This window comes from Aeromonas sp. ANP5, from assembly GCF_963870295.1.
In the GTDB taxonomy this organism is placed as follows: domain Bacteria; phylum Pseudomonadota; class Gammaproteobacteria; order Enterobacterales; family Aeromonadaceae; genus Aeromonas; species Aeromonas veronii.
Genome location: NZ_CAWMRY010000050.1, coordinates 13,962 through 30,088 on the forward strand (window position 1 = coordinate 13,962; position 16,127 = coordinate 30,088).

Annotated in this window: 17 protein-coding genes; 13 read left to right on the forward strand and 4 right to left on the reverse strand. The window is 50.5% G+C overall.

Features of this window, described 5'->3' with window-relative positions:
* Position 1 precedes the first annotated feature (1 nt).
* Positions 2-1,228 (forward strand): O-antigen ligase family protein, encoded by a 1,227-nt coding sequence (locus AACT07_RS20525; RefSeq protein WP_069529789.1) that lies wholly within the window; start codon positions 2-4, stop codon positions 1,226-1,228.
* Positions 1,225-2,301 (forward strand): glycosyltransferase family 9 protein, encoded by a 1,077-nt coding sequence (locus tag AACT07_RS20530; RefSeq protein ID WP_069529790.1) that lies wholly within the window; start codon positions 1,225-1,227, stop codon positions 2,299-2,301. The genes AACT07_RS20525 and AACT07_RS20530 overlap by 4 nt, the downstream gene beginning before the upstream one ends.
* A 38-nt stretch (positions 2,302-2,339) precedes the next feature.
* Here AACT07_RS20530 and AACT07_RS20535 read toward each other — a convergent pair whose 3' ends face one another.
* Both AACT07_RS20535 and AACT07_RS20540 read right to left on the reverse strand, forming a co-directional pair.
* Complete coding sequence (locus tag AACT07_RS20535; RefSeq protein ID WP_069529791.1) at positions 2,340-3,317, reverse strand: hypothetical protein; 978 nt, start codon at positions 3,315-3,317, stop codon at positions 2,340-2,342.
* A gap of 52 nt (positions 3,318-3,369) precedes the next feature.
* Positions 3,370-4,431 (reverse strand): glycosyltransferase, encoded by a 1,062-nt coding sequence (locus AACT07_RS20540; RefSeq protein WP_069529792.1) that lies wholly within the window; start codon positions 4,429-4,431, stop codon positions 3,370-3,372.
* 236 nt (positions 4,432-4,667) lie between these two features.
* Between AACT07_RS20540 and AACT07_RS20545 the strand changes: the two genes are divergently transcribed.
* The gene (locus AACT07_RS20545) at positions 4,668-5,867 is read left to right on the forward strand and encodes a 3-deoxy-D-manno-octulosonic acid transferase (protein WP_083250026.1); all 1,200 of its coding nucleotides are present in this window, start codon (positions 4,668-4,670) and stop codon (positions 5,865-5,867) included.
* A 43-nt stretch (positions 5,868-5,910) separates the two neighbouring features.
* Here AACT07_RS20545 and AACT07_RS20550 read toward each other — a convergent pair whose 3' ends face one another.
* The gene (locus AACT07_RS20550) at positions 5,911-6,450 is read right to left on the reverse strand and encodes a hypothetical protein (protein WP_069529794.1); all 540 of its coding nucleotides are present in this window, start codon (positions 6,448-6,450) and stop codon (positions 5,911-5,913) included.
* A gap of 299 nt (positions 6,451-6,749) precedes the next feature.
* On the opposite strand from AACT07_RS20550, the gene AACT07_RS20555 reads away from it, so the two are divergent.
* The 6 genes from AACT07_RS20555 (at position 6,750) to AACT07_RS20580 (ending at position 12,050) form a co-directional block, all read left to right on the forward strand.
* A complete protein-coding gene (locus AACT07_RS20555) occupies positions 6,750-7,466 on the forward strand; it encodes a substrate-binding periplasmic protein (protein ID WP_069529795.1) in 717 nt (238 codons plus the stop codon).
* 60 nt (positions 7,467-7,526) lie between these two features.
* Positions 7,527-8,348 (forward strand): helix-turn-helix transcriptional regulator, encoded by an 822-nt coding sequence (locus AACT07_RS20560; RefSeq protein ID WP_005357044.1) that lies wholly within the window; start codon positions 7,527-7,529, stop codon positions 8,346-8,348.
* A 40-nt stretch (positions 8,349-8,388) separates the two neighbouring features.
* Entirely contained in the window at positions 8,389-9,024 is a 636-nt protein-coding gene (locus tag AACT07_RS20565; protein ID WP_005340824.1) for a LysE family translocator, read from the forward strand.
* Between the two features lie 57 nt (positions 9,025-9,081).
* Entirely contained in the window at positions 9,082-10,212 is a 1,131-nt protein-coding gene (locus tag AACT07_RS20570) for an ABC transporter substrate-binding protein (protein WP_069529796.1), read from the forward strand.
* Positions 10,213-10,602: 390 nt separating this feature from the next.
* A complete protein-coding gene (locus tag AACT07_RS20575) occupies positions 10,603-11,259 on the forward strand; it encodes a DUF3313 domain-containing protein (protein ID WP_005340820.1) in 657 nt (218 codons plus the stop codon).
* 278 nt (positions 11,260-11,537) lie between these two features.
* A complete protein-coding gene (locus AACT07_RS20580; RefSeq protein ID WP_069529797.1) occupies positions 11,538-12,050 on the forward strand; it encodes a cupin domain-containing protein in 513 nt (170 codons plus the stop codon).
* Between the two features lie 101 nt (positions 12,051-12,151).
* Here AACT07_RS20580 and AACT07_RS20585 read toward each other — a convergent pair whose 3' ends face one another.
* Positions 12,152-12,652 (reverse strand): DUF1993 domain-containing protein, encoded by a 501-nt coding sequence (locus AACT07_RS20585; protein ID WP_069529798.1) that lies wholly within the window; start codon positions 12,650-12,652, stop codon positions 12,152-12,154.
* 311 nt (positions 12,653-12,963) lie between these two features.
* On the opposite strand from AACT07_RS20585, the gene ydfZ reads away from it, so the two are divergent.
* The 4 genes from ydfZ to AACT07_RS20605 all read left to right on the forward strand — a co-directional run bounded on the left by ydfZ (position 12,964) and on the right by AACT07_RS20605 (position 16,080).
* Positions 12,964-13,161 carry a putative selenium delivery protein YdfZ gene (gene ydfZ, locus AACT07_RS20590; protein WP_005342516.1) on the forward strand — a complete coding sequence of 66 codons (198 nt, stop codon included), beginning with the start codon at positions 12,964-12,966 and terminating at the stop codon, positions 13,159-13,161.
* A 201-nt stretch (positions 13,162-13,362) separates the two neighbouring features.
* Positions 13,363-13,800 carry a DUF2846 domain-containing protein gene (locus tag AACT07_RS20595; protein ID WP_069529799.1) on the forward strand — a complete coding sequence of 146 codons (438 nt, stop codon included), beginning with the start codon at positions 13,363-13,365 and terminating at the stop codon, positions 13,798-13,800.
* Positions 13,801-14,295: 495 nt separating this feature from the next.
* Positions 14,296-14,478 (forward strand): hypothetical protein, encoded by a 183-nt coding sequence (locus AACT07_RS20600; protein ID WP_139123909.1) that lies wholly within the window; start codon positions 14,296-14,298, stop codon positions 14,476-14,478.
* Positions 14,479-14,553: 75 nt separating this feature from the next.
* Entirely contained in the window at positions 14,554-16,080 is a 1,527-nt protein-coding gene (locus AACT07_RS20605) for an anti-phage dCTP deaminase (protein ID WP_083250025.1), read from the forward strand.
* Positions 16,081-16,127: the final 47 nt, after the last annotated feature.

Here is a 16,127-nt window from a genome sequence, read left to right on the forward strand (position 1 = left end):
TGTGAATTTAGATAAAAATTGCCTACGACTAAATATTATTGTGCAATTTGCAGCTTTTTTATTTGGCGCAATAGTTTTAACGGTCCCCAGTGGCTATGGATATGGGCCCAGCATTTTAGTTTTGGCAAGTGTTTTTGTCTTTTGGCGTAAAAGGTATTATTTGGCAATGAGTTCTGAGGTGAAAATATTATCATATATATTCATCACTTTTTTTATCATCCAAGCCGTGTCAATCTGGATTGATGGTGGTGCTCTCAAAGAGTTAGACCGACCAAGTCGCCTATTAATGGCTGCAATGACATTGCCTTTATTGAGTTTATTTCCTGTAAATATTAACGTGTTTATTGCGGGGCTTTCTATAGGAGCAATTAGTTCAGGTCTAATTGCGATATATGAGAAAGTTTATTTAGGAATGCCACGAGCTTTTGATGAAAGCATGCCAATTCAGTCAGGAAACATCAGCATGACATTGGCATTGTTATGTCTATGTGCTTTTTTTTGGTTCCGCCATTTAGGGAAGAAAAACATTGCTGCCTTTATGCTTCTTTCATTTTTAATGGGGGGGATAGGCAGTTTTCTCTCCGGGACCAGAGGTGGCTGGGTTTTACTTCCAATCGTATTGTTTACAATAGTTTTTTATTTTAGAAAACAGCTATCCCTCAAAGATGGTCTCTATGCAAGTACAGTATGTGCCTTATTGTTTTTCTTGGCTATGCTTCCGCAAAGTGGCGTAATGGACAGGATATATAATGCGAAAGCAGATGTTGTTCATTATTTTGATGGTGTGAACCCGGATACATCTCTAGGTATTCGAATGCAGTTGTGGAAAAGTGCATATAACTCTTTTCTGGAAAAACCAATTTTTGGTTGGGGAAATAACGGTATTCGCTTATCACAATTAAACCAATATAATAATGGTTCTATATCCGAGTTTATTTATAATTTTAACTCACATGCACATAGTCAATTTTTAGATGAATTGGCTAAACGCGGTATTATAGGCTTCTTGATGTTAGCTCTGCTGTACTTTTATCCACTTTGGGTTGCGAGTAAAAATAGAGATAACTTATTGGTCAGTAGTATGTTGGCGGTTTCATCATTAACTCTTGTTGATTATAGCTTGAGTCAAGCATTTATAAGTCATAACTCCGGGATGATATTCTTCATGTTTTTATTTTCGGCTTTAATTACCACAATAAAGGTATCGCCTTTGGAGGGAAGAAAATGATTAAGAAATTGCAATCATGGCGCGATATCATTCGTCGTAAAATAGGGATTGTGCTTTTTGACCGATCTTTGAGATCGTCTTCAAATGAAGATGGTGCTATAGTCTTTGTTCGTTGGGATGCCAAATTGGGGGATGCCATAGTATCATCTTGGGTCGCTCGTGAAATAAAAAAGAAGTTTCCAGGCAAAAAAGTAGTTGCAATTACAACCCCTGAGATGAGGTCTTTATTTAAAAACCAGTTTCTTTTTGATGAAGTTTATTCTATTCCGAAAAGACCAAGTTATGCAGCACTCGCCTCATTGGCTAGAGATATAGGAGATATTGAATATCTTGTTCATCTTACTAATGAAATGAAGATGAAAGATATTTTCTTTATCTCAAAATTATCTGTAAAAAATGTTATTGGTATAGATGACAAAATAAAATGTGTGAATATTAAAATTGGTCATTTAACCAAGAATATTCACTTCTCACAGAAGTTTGCCTTGGCCGTTAATAAAATGGGGGTTGATAACCCCGATACAGATTATATTGTTCCAGAATATCTTGAAGATGAGTCAAGCGTTAAATCTAGCTGGCCTGATAATCCCACAATCTGTTTTAATCCTTACGGTAGTGGCAGCTCACGAACATTTAATGATGAAAAAATTATCGAGATCCTGAAGGTTATGTTGAGCAAGCCTGGATATAATGTATGTTTGCTCTATCCACCGATAAAGAAAATTGAAACAGAACACAATATCAGGAGAATGCCTGATATCTTAAGGGAAAGAGTTATCACACATGACTCATCCCATTCTTTAGGTGTTCTATTCGCTCAAATAAGAAATAGTATCGGTATCGTGTCTGTAGATACGGCGACAGTACACATTGCTGCAGGGCTTAAAAAACCTATATTTGGAATATATAATGATAATTTTGGTAAAGGTGAAAACCGGGAGTGGTTACCAAATTTTGAGAAAGCCATGGTAATGTATGTTGATGCTAATAAAGAACAAAATGTAAACTACATTAATATGGATGAGTTTGAGAATCAATTTAATGATTGGTATGTTCAGTACATAGCACAATAATTTAGATTTCTGCACCATAGCCTGGTGCAGAATAAAAATTAAAGCATCGCCTTTATGTATTTATTTACCCATATATCTAGTCTGTATTGATTTTTTATCTCGTTAGATATGTGATGATAAGGGATCGTTAAAAAGTCAGGTGAGACTTTTAGATCTGTATCTGTTATGCAAAATATATTGTTGGGATGAAAGAACGGAAATGTCTCTGCGGTATTGTTATTTGATATTATTTTTTGTTCATAGGCAAGAGACTCAAAGAATCTAAAAGACAAGCCTTTTTGTGACTGGTATCCTATATCAAGAATACAGTGATAAGCCGATGAGATTGCCAATAGTTCATCACCAGTAATTGGCTTGGTAATTATTTCTATTCTCTTGTCTCTTATTTTTTTGATCTTTCGGTGGTGATCAACATAAATCATGATTTTAATTTTTAAGTTTGGGTTGGCATCCAGAAATGCAGTTATAAAGGCGTAGCGTTCACGATCAAAGCTAAAAATACCAAACACATCACCATCATAGTTTCTGTTTGGTTGGAGTGGGGTTAAATTCTTTTTATAGTAATTAGTTACTGGTGTAAAGCCATATTTTTTAACATCTTGCGGATCAAAGCTCAAAACTTTATCAAAAAGTGAAATGTTTTTGATATTATTTGGCATTCTGAGAGTACTGTCCCACAGGTGGCAAATCATCCTGTTGGTGCATTTTTTGAGCTGTGTCAGATGTTCTGCCGTGTAAATATCAGGATTAGTGAGGATAGTGATATCAAAGTGGCGGTTTTTTGTAAAACCATTCAAAAACTGGGTGGTCGACAGCCAGCTTCTTTCTTGTTTTAAATTTCTTTTAAACAGAGCCTTTGAAATTAAGTTTGATATTCTCTCTACTGGGTGCAGGTAATCATATCTAGATATTTCTCCATTCTCAATAAATGTAACCACGTGTCCTTGCTGTCGCATCTCTTCAACTATCGGGGTAATGAGTCCTGCGTTATCAATACCTATTAATAGGATATTCATTGGATTAGCTCTCAAAATGACATTTCAATGTTATTTCATTAAATTTAATAAACTAAAGTGACATAAATGATTTTATGGTCTCTGTACTAGAGAATGGGCTGTAAAAATGATCTGGTATATGCATTTTATCAATATCCATACGAGATATTTTTTGCGCTATTTTGGGAATGTCAAAAAGGGCACAAAGGTTATCTTGCAGTGGCCCAGTAAGAATTTCAGCAGGCCCAGACGGACAATCCACGCTGATCACCGGGGTATGGCAGATAAGTGCTTCAATAAGTACTGTTGGCAATCCTTCAGCATCAGATGTCAGGATAAGTGCTTGGGCCGCTTTGATATAGGGATAGGGATTCTTCTGAAAATCGATGATTTTCACCTTGTTGGCAAGGTTCATCTCCTCGATCATGGCTTCAATGTGAGGGCGTCGCTCCCCTTTGCCCATCAGGACGAGTGGCGTATCAACGCCACTTAGCTGATATGCCTGCAAGAGGCGATCGTGGCGTTTTCGCTCTTCGAAGGTGCCGACATGGATAAAATACTTGTCGAATGGCTTGCTGAAAGGCTCATTAGCCAACGCCTGAATTTTCTCGATATCAAACGGATTGTAGATAACCTGACACGATTTGGGTGTAGCTTTTACATTTTGCAAAATGTCGTCCGCGATGCCACGAGATACGCAGATCAGTTTCTTGCCATTATAGAAGCGCTTGAATTTTTCATATCCTTTGACATTGTCTTTGGCAAAACCGGTGACATTGCCGTGGATCCAGTAATAGATATTCAGTGTATCAGGCAGGTGTATGGTAATTTTATCACATGAGCATGAGATGATGACGTCAGGTGAAATCTCTTTGATTCTTTTCAGGATCAGCGACGCTTGTATTTTTTCAACCGCAACATTGGATATAGCTTTAGTCAGCTTTGTGACAATGCCAAGATTAATCGGATGAATGTTGTCAGGTAGCGTATGGTCTATTTTTTCCCGCAAGGTAAACAAGGTAACATCGGCACCCGCATCTTTTAGCAAGGATGCGGTATTGAGCAGAACCTTTTCCGCACCACCACCATACAAGTCTTCAACAATGAATAAAAACTTTTTAACTGGTGGGGTCATAACTGCTCCGCGGGTCTCATAACTGACTGGTAAATCTACTAAAAATGTGAATCGTAAACGAGCAAAATCAGGTGGCAACTGTTAAAGTCGTTAGCAATTTTTTCAATAGGTGTGGATCAATGATTGGTCTTAGTGGGCGCTACCATAACGCATTATTCGCGGCCTGTATATTTGCCGGGCTGCTGCTTTCCTGGCTGTTTTCCGATCACCAACTCCTCACCGGCGACCAGACCCAGATGCTCTACAAAGGGTACCTTGGGGCTTATGAGGGGGTCTGGCTCAGCTATGGCAATGCGGCGAGTGCGGTGGGCAATGTGCCGGGGAGCTTGTCTGCCTGGCTGATTGGCGGGCCGCTGCTTCTGTGGGATTCTCCCTATGCCCCCATGGTGTTGCTGCTGGCGATGCGGTTGGTCGGATTCCTGCTGTTTGATGCGGTGATCCGTCAGGTGTTTGATGACAGGGTGCGTCTGCTGTTTCTGGTGCTCTGCTGGCTTAACCCCTGGTTCCAGTACGAGAGTCTGCTCTACAACCCCTCCTATCTGTTCCTTTTCTCGGCCATGCACTGCTGGTCTGCCTGGCATATGCGCGAGCGGGCCTCCTTCTGGCACATGATCGTTCACCTGCTGGCCATCGGCATGGCGATGCAACTGCACTACTCCTGGCCGCTGCTGGCGGTAATGTCCACTTATCTGTTCTGGCGCCGTATTCTCAAGGTGAGCTGGAGCGGGGTGCTGGTGGCAACCCTGCTGATCGGTGCTTCCCTGATCCCTTACGCCATGGAAGTGATGAGCAACAGCCATATTACCCAGAACGTCGATCCCGAGGCGCGTCAGCGTTATATCGGCTGGGGGCTGGTGCATGTCTATCCGGTGTTGAAATCAGTGCTCTACTGGCTGCGTTACGGCTCCTGGCTGTTTGCCAGCAAGCTGGTCAACGATACCCAGTTCATCTGGTTGGCGGGGCACGAATACCTGCAGATGGCGGCAGTCTGGCTGTGGCGGGTGGTGATCTACGGGGTAGGCTCGGCGACTGTGCTGCTGGCGGCCAAGGCCAACTGGCAGCTGTGGTGCGAACTCAAGCCGCGTCTGCTGCGCAGCGACCGCGCGCCTGTGGATGGCGAGAGCTGGCTCGGTCTCTATGCGCTGGCGGCGGTGCTGGCGGTGCTGGTGAGTGCGGCGCTCTCGCCCATCATCTTCAACTACTGGCACCTGATGCTGATCTTCCCCTACGCCCTGTTCCCGATCCTGCTGTTGTTGGTGCGTTGGAGTCGTCGTTATCCGCAGTGGCTTGGCAAGGGGCTGCTGGCAGCCACCCTGTTCTGCACCGCGGTGAACCTGATCGCGGCGTGCGACAGCACCAAGTTCTCTTATCAGGCGGACTACAAAACCCAGGTGCTGGAGTATCTGCAAGAGATGAAGCTGCAACCCAAGCAGTGAGTCATCCACGGCCAGCTCCCCGATCTCGGTGGGCTGGCTGTCACTATTCGAAACGGTCCATATGGGCGAAGTTTTTGGCTTCGGCAACCCAACCCTCACGTCCCTGCTTGTCCCGGATTTTTACCCACCACTGGTTCTGCGGTGACCGACCGTATCTGATCTCTTTGCGCGCATAGTCATAATCGAGAATGTAGGTTTTGCCCTTGTACCAGAACAGGCTGTTGCCTTCGCCCAGTCCGCCGAGGATATAAAGCGTTTCCCCTGCCTTCATATTCAACAGTGGCCCTTTGCCCTCCTTGCTATAGCCCAGCTTGACCGATCTGAGTATCTCGACGATCCCCGGTTGTTCGGTAATGACGACCCCGGTCAGCCCTTCCACCTGCTGGCCGCGGGGTAGCCGGAACAGCGCTTTGGCCGTCAGGGATGGCTCGGTTCTGACGATCACCTCTTGCTTGGTGGTCCACGATTGATAGGTACAACCTTCAAACGGGCAGCGACCCCAGTCGTAATAGGGCAGGCGCGGCTTTTCATCAGAACTTACAGTCGTGGCAAACAACGACAACAACAGCAAAAACAGTCTCATGAATCTACCTGTCCGGCGGGGCGCTCATCCGCCGGTTTGATGAATGGGGCCGCACTATATCTCAAGAGACCAAAATCCATCAAAGCAGCGGAATTATTGATTTTCACCGCAATAAAACGGGGGCCCATTGGTCATGGGAGTAGGGGGGGCAAGAGGCCGAAGCGCGGCAGGAGCGGATAGCCCGCTCATTTGCCTTGTGCCATGCTGATGGCTATCAGGGCATCGGGTCGGCACCTATGGGCATCTCTCGTTCGGGTATGCGTTTGTTATTACTGCTATCGGCACTTCTCCTCCCTCTTATGACCATCAGCCAGGCCGTGGCGATCAACGCGCCACTGCGGGGATGTGTCTTCCAGCTGGCGCCGCTGGTCACCATCGATCAGCAGGGCAAGGTCTCCGGGCCGGTGATCGACTACTTTCGCCGTCATATCGAACCCGCGATCGGGCGTACCATCGAGTGGCAGGGGCTCAATGTGGCGCGGCTGCTCAGCAACCTCGAGAGCGGCGAGTGCGATCTGACCCCGCTGCTGAGTTACAGTCCCGAGCGTGCTCGTCATTTCCGCTATATCGACCCCCACCTGTTGCTGCTGCGGCCGGTGCTGGTGGTACTGGTACCATCGCGACTTCACGCGGTCGAGCGGCAGGAAGATCTCTACGGCACCACTATTGGCTGGTCGAGTCAGGCGATCGTGCCGCCGCTGTTACAGCATCCGCAGATCCATATCGACACCCTCTCCCAGCTCAGCTGGGAGCATGGCAACATGCAGAAGTTGCTGCGCGGACGGATTGATGCCGCGCTCTTTTCCAACGATATTTCCGCCAACCATTTTCGTGCCAAGCTCCCTGCGGCGACCCGCCTCATCTACCTGCCGGTCACCCCGCTGCAGGTGCATATTGTGCTGAACAAGTCGTTGGGGGATGGCAATCCCGAACTGGTGCAACAGATGCGTCAGATGGTGGAGCGGGTGCCGCTCGCCTCGCTGGTGGAGCCAACCCCGCGGCTGTGGGGGCGTTGAGAGGGGGTTGCGTGCAATAATCTACAAGTCCAAGGCCCGCTTCTGGTGTATCTATAAGCCATGAATACCACCGATTCCCTCATCCGCTACTGGCAATCCCCGCACCTGCCGGGGGTCGAGCTGTCACACTCCCACCACAGGGCGTTCAGCTACGGCCGCCATGTCCATCTCGACTACCATATCGGGCTGGTGCAGCGGGGTGGCCAGAAGTTTATCCACAAGGGAAACAGCCACCATCTGGTGCGCGGGGTGCTATCTACCGTCAACCCGGATGAGGTGCACGACGGCCTCAGCCTGCTGCCGGAAGGGTACGAGGTGCGGGTCTTTGCCATCGATCCGCAGCAGCTGGCGCTCTGGCTGCCGGAGCAGCCGGAACCCTTCTTCGACAAGGGATTGCAGAGCCGCCCCGACCTCTATCAGGGTTTTGCCCAGCTGCACGGCTATCTCGACAACCCCAAGGCCGATGGCTTGCTGATCGAGAGCCAGCTGCTTGCCCTGCTGGGGGAACTGTTGCATCTGGCCCCCGAGGTACACCAGTTGGCGGATCCCCAGTTGCGATTCCTGCGCGACTACCTGATGGCCGCCCTCGACGAGCCCCACTCGCTGGAAGAGCTGGCGGGGCTGCTTGGGCTCGACCGTTTCGCCTTCCTGCGCCAGTTCAAGAAGCGCAGCGGCATGACCCCCTACGCCTGGCTGAAACGGCTGCGGCTGGAGCAGGGCAAACGGCTGTTGGCGAGCGGCATGGCGGTGAGCGAGGTGGCGCTGGCGGTCGGCTTCTTCGATCAGAGTCACTTCCACCACGGCTTTCGCCAGGCATTCGGTCTGACGCCCGCCGAATTTCGTGCCCAGATGCAATCTTTTACAAGCCGCGCCCCCCGCTGATCCGCCATGCTGGCTCTCCGTCGTTAAAGCGAGAGTTGTTATGCTGACCAGTCTGTTCGTTACCCTCGGCCTGATGCACCTGATTGCACTGGCCAGCCCCGGCCCCGATTTCGCCCTGATCCTGCGCACCAGCCTGCACCGGCCGACCGCCCTTGGCGCGGCGCTGGGCATCTCGCTGGCGATCATGGTGCACGCCACCCTGAGCCTGACCGGGATCAGCATGCTGATCGCCAGCCACCCGCTGCTGTTTATGGTGATCAAGTGCTGCGGCGCCCTCTATCTGGGCTGGTTGGGGTGGGGCGCCCTGATGGCGGCTCGCCAGCAGAGCAGCACCGTGATGCAGAGCGCCGCCAACGAGCTGCGCGGCTGGGGCAGGGGCGTGCGCACTGGCCTTGCCACCAACCTGCTTAACCCCAAGGCGCTGGTGTTCTTTATCGGTCTGCTGGCCGCCATGGTGACGCCAGAGGTGGACGGGATGACCCGCAGCCTGCTGGTGGGCGAGCTCTTCATCATCTCCCTCTGCTGGTTCGGGTTGCTGGCGTGGAGCCTCTCCACCGATCGTGCCCAGCGCCTGCTGCTGCGGGTGCAGCGGCCGCTCAATCTGGTGACCGGCGTGCTGTTTGCGGTGGTCAGCCTCTCCATTCTGGCGAGTATGGGCGCCGAGCTGGTGGCCTGACGAGTCGGCGCATGGGCCTATACTCCAACAAGGTTTACCTGTCAGGAGTGCCCGGCCATGCGTCTACTGCCTCTTTGCTGGTTGCTGGGGATGACCCCGGCGCTGGCGGCCCCGGTTCAGCTCAAATTGCTGGAGTGGGGCTATCTGCCAGCGGGTTATGAACAACAGTTTGCCGACTACGCCAAAACCCATGGGGTGGAGGCGACGGTCAGCCGGATCGAGCCGCTGCTGACCGATTTCGACAGCGTCTACCGCGCCCTGCGTACCCGCAGTGCCGATGTGGTGCTGCCGACCAGCTACTTCTACAAGGCCCATCACCAGCCGCTGTTCAAGCTGCTGCTCCCCATCGATTTCAGCCGCCTGCAGCACTACGCCGAGGTGAAGCCCGCCCTCAAGAACACCGAGTATGACAAGCAGGGGGAGCGCAACTACTCGGTGCCCTTCTCCTACGCCATGTTCAGCCTCGCTTATGACAGCAAGCAGGTGCCGCAAGCGCCCACCAGTTGGCAGGTGCTTGCCAACAGCTCGCCGTCGGGCCAGTTTGCCGAGTTCTGCGACCAGTTCGAGCCGCTGCTCTTTTCGGTGCTGCTTTCGCTGGGCAAGTCGCCCGCCCTGTTTGCCAGCGGCGAGATGCTGGCCGACAAGACCTTGCAGCAAGAGGTGGAGCAGCAGCTCTCGCAGCGGCTGCGAGCCAGTCGCGGCTTCTGGTTCAATCAGGCCAACCGCTGCGAGGATCTGCGCCAGCAGACCTTTGCCACCACCTGGGGGCTGGAGCTGGTGGAGTGCAACAAGCAGAACGAGCAGCAGTGGCGGATCGCCATGGTGCAGGAGGGGGCCATCTATGCCCTCGATGCGATCTCCATCGCCCGTCATGTCGGGGATGATCCCGCACGGCTCAAGGCGGCCTACCTGCTGGTGGATTTTCTGCTGAGCGCGCCGCTGCAACGCCAGATGCTGGTGGGCACGCCCACCATCTCGGCCAGCAATATGGCCTCCCGGCCGCCCCTCAGTCCGCAGGAGCAGGCGGTGCTGCCGGATCGCCCGCTGCCGGAGTTTGACGAGCGACTGCTGGTGCCCGCGCTGCCCGCCCATATCAAGAATCGCTACAAACGGATGGTGCAGCAGGCGATCGTCGCCAGCGGCAAAGAGGGGCTGGTCAAGCAGTGCCCCTGGGATCTGGATAACTGATGGGTGGGCCTGTCGCTTGTCCGGCGGCAGGCAAGTTTGCGCAAGATGGCTGATGATCGGTCATCGTGCGTTCCAGGGCATTTCCCCGTTCAACTCACGCCGCTCGCGGGCCCCCATCATTTGAAAAAACTGAGCGCTTTCCGCCGCCCCATTTAGCCGGATTAAACAACCGAACCCTCGCCAGATTGCCGTTCGTACCCTGGCTGACCCTGTATAAAAGCACCGCAATTGTGACAACTTGGATGTGAGCTGAACAATCCTGATCTGTCCCTTGTGGGAAGGTGATGAATAGGTTATTTCTCTGTGACATTGGCGGCATCCGGCACGGGTTCTCCAGCCATGTGGTGCGAAATCCACAGCAAAAACAAACAGTAAAATGCAGGAGCAAATATGAAAAAGGTCGTGATGGTTGCCGTGGCTGCGGCCCTTCTGGGTGGCTGCGCCGTCAAGAATCAGGTATCCCACAGCTTGCAGGCGATCCCGCTGACAGCCTTCCAGCAGAGCGAGAGCAACCCCAATCAGCGCGTCTACAAGGAGCCGGGCGTTGACCTGCGCCAATACAATGAAGTGCTGCTCGATCCGCTGCAGTTTATCCGGCAGGAGAACGGTCAATGGTATCTGCTGACCGCCAATGAACAGAACCAGATTGGCCGCTATTACCACGACAAGTTCCAGAGCGAGCTGATCAAGCAGGGCGTCAAGATCGCCACCGCCCCCGGCCCGAAAGTGATGCGGATCCAGGCCGCCGTCACCAACTTCGACTTGACCCGCCCCGACCCCAAGCTGCGTGACCTGCTGCCAGCCAAGATCGCCATCAACGTCACCCGCGAAGTGATCGGCAAGGAGCCCTATCTGCTCAAGGTGGGCAGCATGGCCCAACTGCTCGACTCCCGGAGTGGCAAGCTGCTGGTGCGGGTGATGGATGCCCGCGAGAGTACGGATACCACCCACAAGGATGAGCCCATCACCGCCGAGGAGATGGAGAAGATGATCGACCAGTGGGCGGCCAGCCGCGCCAAACAGCTGGCGGACAATCTTGGGAAATAAGGGCGGGAAATAAGAGCGGAAAATCAGCCTCAGAAAACGGGTGCAGACAGATCGAGAGAGGGAGCCAGCGGCTCCCTCTTTTTGTCTCCATTTTTGTCCGCACCGCTGCCGCTGGCATGGCCGTTCAGCCCTTGCCGAATGGGGAATCGACCCGCAGCCGAGTCCGCCACTTCGCTGTCAGGGGTGAAATCGGCTGCCGATTTCTGCTTTTCTCCGCCGCATTTTGGCAGTTAGGATGACCCTTCCCGTGACAGCATCCTCATAGAAAAGGAACCGCTATGAATCGCCACCCCTGCATCAAACACTGGAGCGAGCTGCAAGAGCAGACGCCGCGCTACTACTCCGGCAGTCAGGAGCCCCTTTCTCGCGGCTGCGCCCTCGGCAAGCACTTCGGCTTTAGCCGCATCGGCATTCACCACGAGATCGTCGAGCCCGGCCATCGCACCAGCTGGCCCCATGCCGAAAAGACCGAGGATGAGTTTGTTCACGTGCTGGAAGGAACCCCCGATGTCTGGCTCGATGGTATCCTCTATCGCCTGCAACCGGGTGACTCGGTGGGCTTCAAGGCCGGTGACGGGCTGGCCCACGCCTTTATCAACAACACCGAAGAGACTGTCCGGCTGCTCTGCATTGGCGATACCGATCGGGAGGACAACCGCATCCACTACGCCGTGCACCCCGAGCGCAATATCACCCTCGGCAAGCTGCACTGGGATGACGTACCCGAGCGCGAGCTGGGGGATCACGATGGCCTGCCCGACAAGCTGCGCGAGCGCAACGGCCCCTTCTAGAGCGCAGCTCTTCTGCGTACCAGCTATGCACCACCCGATATAAAAAAGCCTGCCGCGTGGCAGGCTTTTGCTATCTGTTTGCCGCCTGTGGCGTGCAGCGTTTATTGCAGGTTGAGCCCGCCCAGATAGTCGCGCTTGCCGAGATCGACCCCGGCACGGCGCAGCAGGGCGTAGGCCATGGTGAGGTGGAAGTAGAAGTTGGGAATGCCGTACTCATGGACGCAGGTATGGCCATCCATCCCCTTGCCGCCCGCCCAGTGGGGCACGTAACGGCCGCTGGCGTACTGGCTGTAGTCCGCCTCCAGCTTGCCTTGCAGATAGCTGATGGTCTTGCCGATATGGGCGCGCAGATCCGCCATGGTCTTGGGGTCATCCCCCATGGCTGGCAGTTCGCTGTGGCTGGCGGTGGCGACCACGGCGCGGGCCGAATCGCAGCAGATCAGCACCTGCTTGGACAGCGGCAACATATCGACGATCAGCCGCTCGCCGAAGAAGTTCTCCACGTTGAACTGCTTCGCCGCGGCATGGGCCTCGGCCTTGGCCAGACAGTGGTCGAGGTTGGTCAGCATCTTGATGAACTGGGCGGTAATGTCGCGATTCATGAGCACTCTCCATCTTGTTGAAACAGCGGCCCGCGTGCGCGGCCACAGTGAATGAGACTGGCTAATCGGCCACCAATATACCCCAACCGCTGCCGGGTTCGAGCCTGCCACGATGAAAAGGGCAGGGTAGCGCTACTTCGCGCGACAACCGCTGGCCAAGCGGCCATGCTCGCTTTTTGAACCCGCGAGTCCCATATCGCCCCTTTTTTGATCTGTGACATAAATCACCTTTTTTCAGAGGCGTAGGCTGAATGCCGTTGTCCTGGACACGCGCCTGCGCATTCGCCAAGACACAAGAAAAGGAGAATGAAATGAAGATCTATGACCGTAACCGCAATGTGCTGAACCTGGGTCAGCGCGTGATGATTGCCGCCACTGGCGCAGTCGATTTTCTGAAAGAGGCCCACACCGACAATATGACCCCCTATCAGGCGGAGCATGAGAAGTGCGTGCTGCTGGCAAACTCCGGTGAGCGCTACGCCCCCATCGAGTTGATTAGACTAGGCTGATCCCTTTCCCTGTCACCCTACTCTTTACAATTCACCCGACCGCCGAGACCATCTGGCGGCCGGGTTTCTGATTTCCTCCTTCATCCCACCAAATGCTGAAAAATTGAGCCGGGTCACACCCCGCTCGATTTGAGCGATTGTCAGCCAGCGCAGGCTCATGCGAACCTTTTAGTCCCGTTAACTCACTAAAAAATAACGACTATGTTCAGGCAAATAATGATGAGTGCCGCCCTGCTGTCGGCGGCGCTGCTTTCCGGTTGTGCTTCCGTACCCATGGCCGATGCCACCGCAGACGCGCAGGCCAAGCAGTTTGTGGCGCCCAAAGATGCGGCCAACCTCTATATCTATCGCAACGAGACCTTCGGTGCGGCGGTGAAAATGCCGCTGCTGGTGGATGGTATGGCGGTCGGCGATACCGTGGCCCACACCTACATCCTCAAGCAGGTGACACCGGGCAGCCACACCATCACCTCCAAGTCGGAGAACGATGCCACCCTGACCCTCAGCACCGAGGCGGGTAAAAACTACTACGTCTGGCAGGAGGTCAAGATGGGCCTGCTGATGGCCCGCTCCAAGCTGAGTCAGGTCAGTGAAGAGGAGGGCAAGCAAGGGGTGATAGAGAGCAAGCTGGTTAAGTGACCAGAGGCTTTCACCAAAAACAAGGCGTAGCTCCACCAGTTACGCCTTTGCCCGAAAGTGGGTGTTCCAGATTTCCTGTCCATGTAGGTTCGATTAGCGAAGCGTAATCGGACGATCGCGTAAGTAACATCCGCATCATCACGGCCCGCAAGCAGATCGAAGTGAGGCAAGGCTATGCTTGGCTTTTCGGTCTCAACGAGGGGAAAGGGATGGCCAATTGGCGGCAGGCATGGAGATTTCCCATCCCAGATCTGCACGCTCTGTTCATCGGAACCGTTATCCTACATATTGTGTTTTGAAATTCATTTTAAACTATATGTTGTGCTTGAAATTTAAATAGTGACGTAGGTTAGTTTTTTATGTTTTAAATTAGTAAGTTAAGTTTAAATGGATTATGTTTTAGTTGCAGTTGGGCAAAAAATGAGTAGAATTTCGCGCTGCATTTAGTCTGTTAAACCTGCATTTAGGATGATAAATGTAGATAGGAGGTTAAGCATGGTTGCTTCTATGTACGAATATAGGCAGAGAAAGAGCCAAGTCATTGAGTCTAATGGCAATTTTTGCGCACCTAAAAATAATGAGCAAAGTGCAAAAGTGGTTGAAATTAAAGACAATAACAAAAAGAAAAGAAGGGCTCGTGATGTATTGTTATCATCTGCCCAAAAGTTGGGTTGGTGATTCTGTTACAAAACAATTGATTTTTAATGAAAAACCCTTAAGAATATTTTTATCAATTCTTAAGGGTTTTTCATTATGGCGACGTCACCAGTCAAAGCACCTAAAATAATCGGAATAACAAACCCACCTAAAGATGTAATTGGCGTGATCAAAAAGCGGCGTTCACAAGAGCTTATTATTGGTCTTTGTGGTGCGATAGGTTCAGGAATCAAACCGCTTAAAAATACAATATGTGAAAAGTTAAAGTCATATGGGTATGAAGTACACCATATAAGACTGAGTGATATCATAATTAGTAAGACTGACCCTACCTTAAAGTCGTTAACAGGATATGATCGCTACGTTCAGTTGCAAGATGCTGGCGATGAGTTGAGGCGTAAACACAATAGTTCTATTTTGGCAGCATGTGCAATAAATGAAATTGCATTAACTAGAATAGAGGAGTATGGCTCTGATGAAGAGGAAAGTGACGAATTAGTAAAAACAGATAAAAAAGTAGCATATATATTAGACCAGCTAAAACATCCTGATGAGGTTAGTCTATTAAGGACTGTTTACAATCACAACTTTTATTTAATCGGTCTAATTAGAACGGAAAAAGAAAGAAAGCTGAATCTAGAAGAAGAAAAGATAAACCCTGGTGAAATTGAAGAATTGGTCATGCGCGACAGAAAAGACTCTGATGAGCATGGTCAGCAAGTTGAAAAAACATTGTATGGCGCAGATTTCTTTATAAGAAATATCCATAATCAGAGCCAGCTATTACAAGCCTCTGTAGAAAGATTTATTAAGCTCGTTCATGGTGTCAATGGAATTACACCCACGCATGATGAAATCGGAATGTTTGCCGCTTATTCAGCATCATTACGCTCTGCGTGCTTATCTAGACAGGTTGGGGCTGCAATAACTGATGCTTCAGGAAATGTTATTGCTACTGGATGTAATGATGTTCCTGCTGCTGGCGGAGGTTTATATTCTGCAAGTACCAGCAAGGATTTCAGATGTGTACATAAAGGGCAGTGTTCTAATGATAAGCATAAGAGTCTTCTTAAAGAAGAAATTAGACAGACGCTTACTAAGGAAATACATGATGAAAGGTTAGTTCAGCACCTTGTGCAGCAAATTGTATCAGAAACAAAAATAAAATCTCTAATTGAATATTCACGCGCTATTCATGCTGAGATGGATGCTATTGTTTCACTTGCCAGAGAAACATCTGAGTCAACAAAAAACAAAATATTATTTGCCACGACATATCCATGTCATAATTGTGCTAGACATATTGTTGCTGCTGGCATAAATAAGGTTGTATATATTGAACCTTATGAAAAAAGTCTCGCAATGAAACTTCATGATGATGCTATATCAGATATAGATGAAGTAGGTAAAGTTATTTTTATGCCATTTGAAGGTGTATCTCCTAATAGATTTGAGAAGTTTTTTAAATCAAATGGTGCCAGAAAGGATAATAGTGGTCGCGTTATTCATAATCATGTGAATGATTTATATCATGTCGATACTCAATATTTAGATAGTTATCATGCATATGAAGCTAAAGTAGCAGCGATGCTTGCAGGAATGTTTGAAAATACCGACGCTTAAGTAACTTTTTATCTAAAACAGCTCCGAACTCATCACTTGTTCGGAGC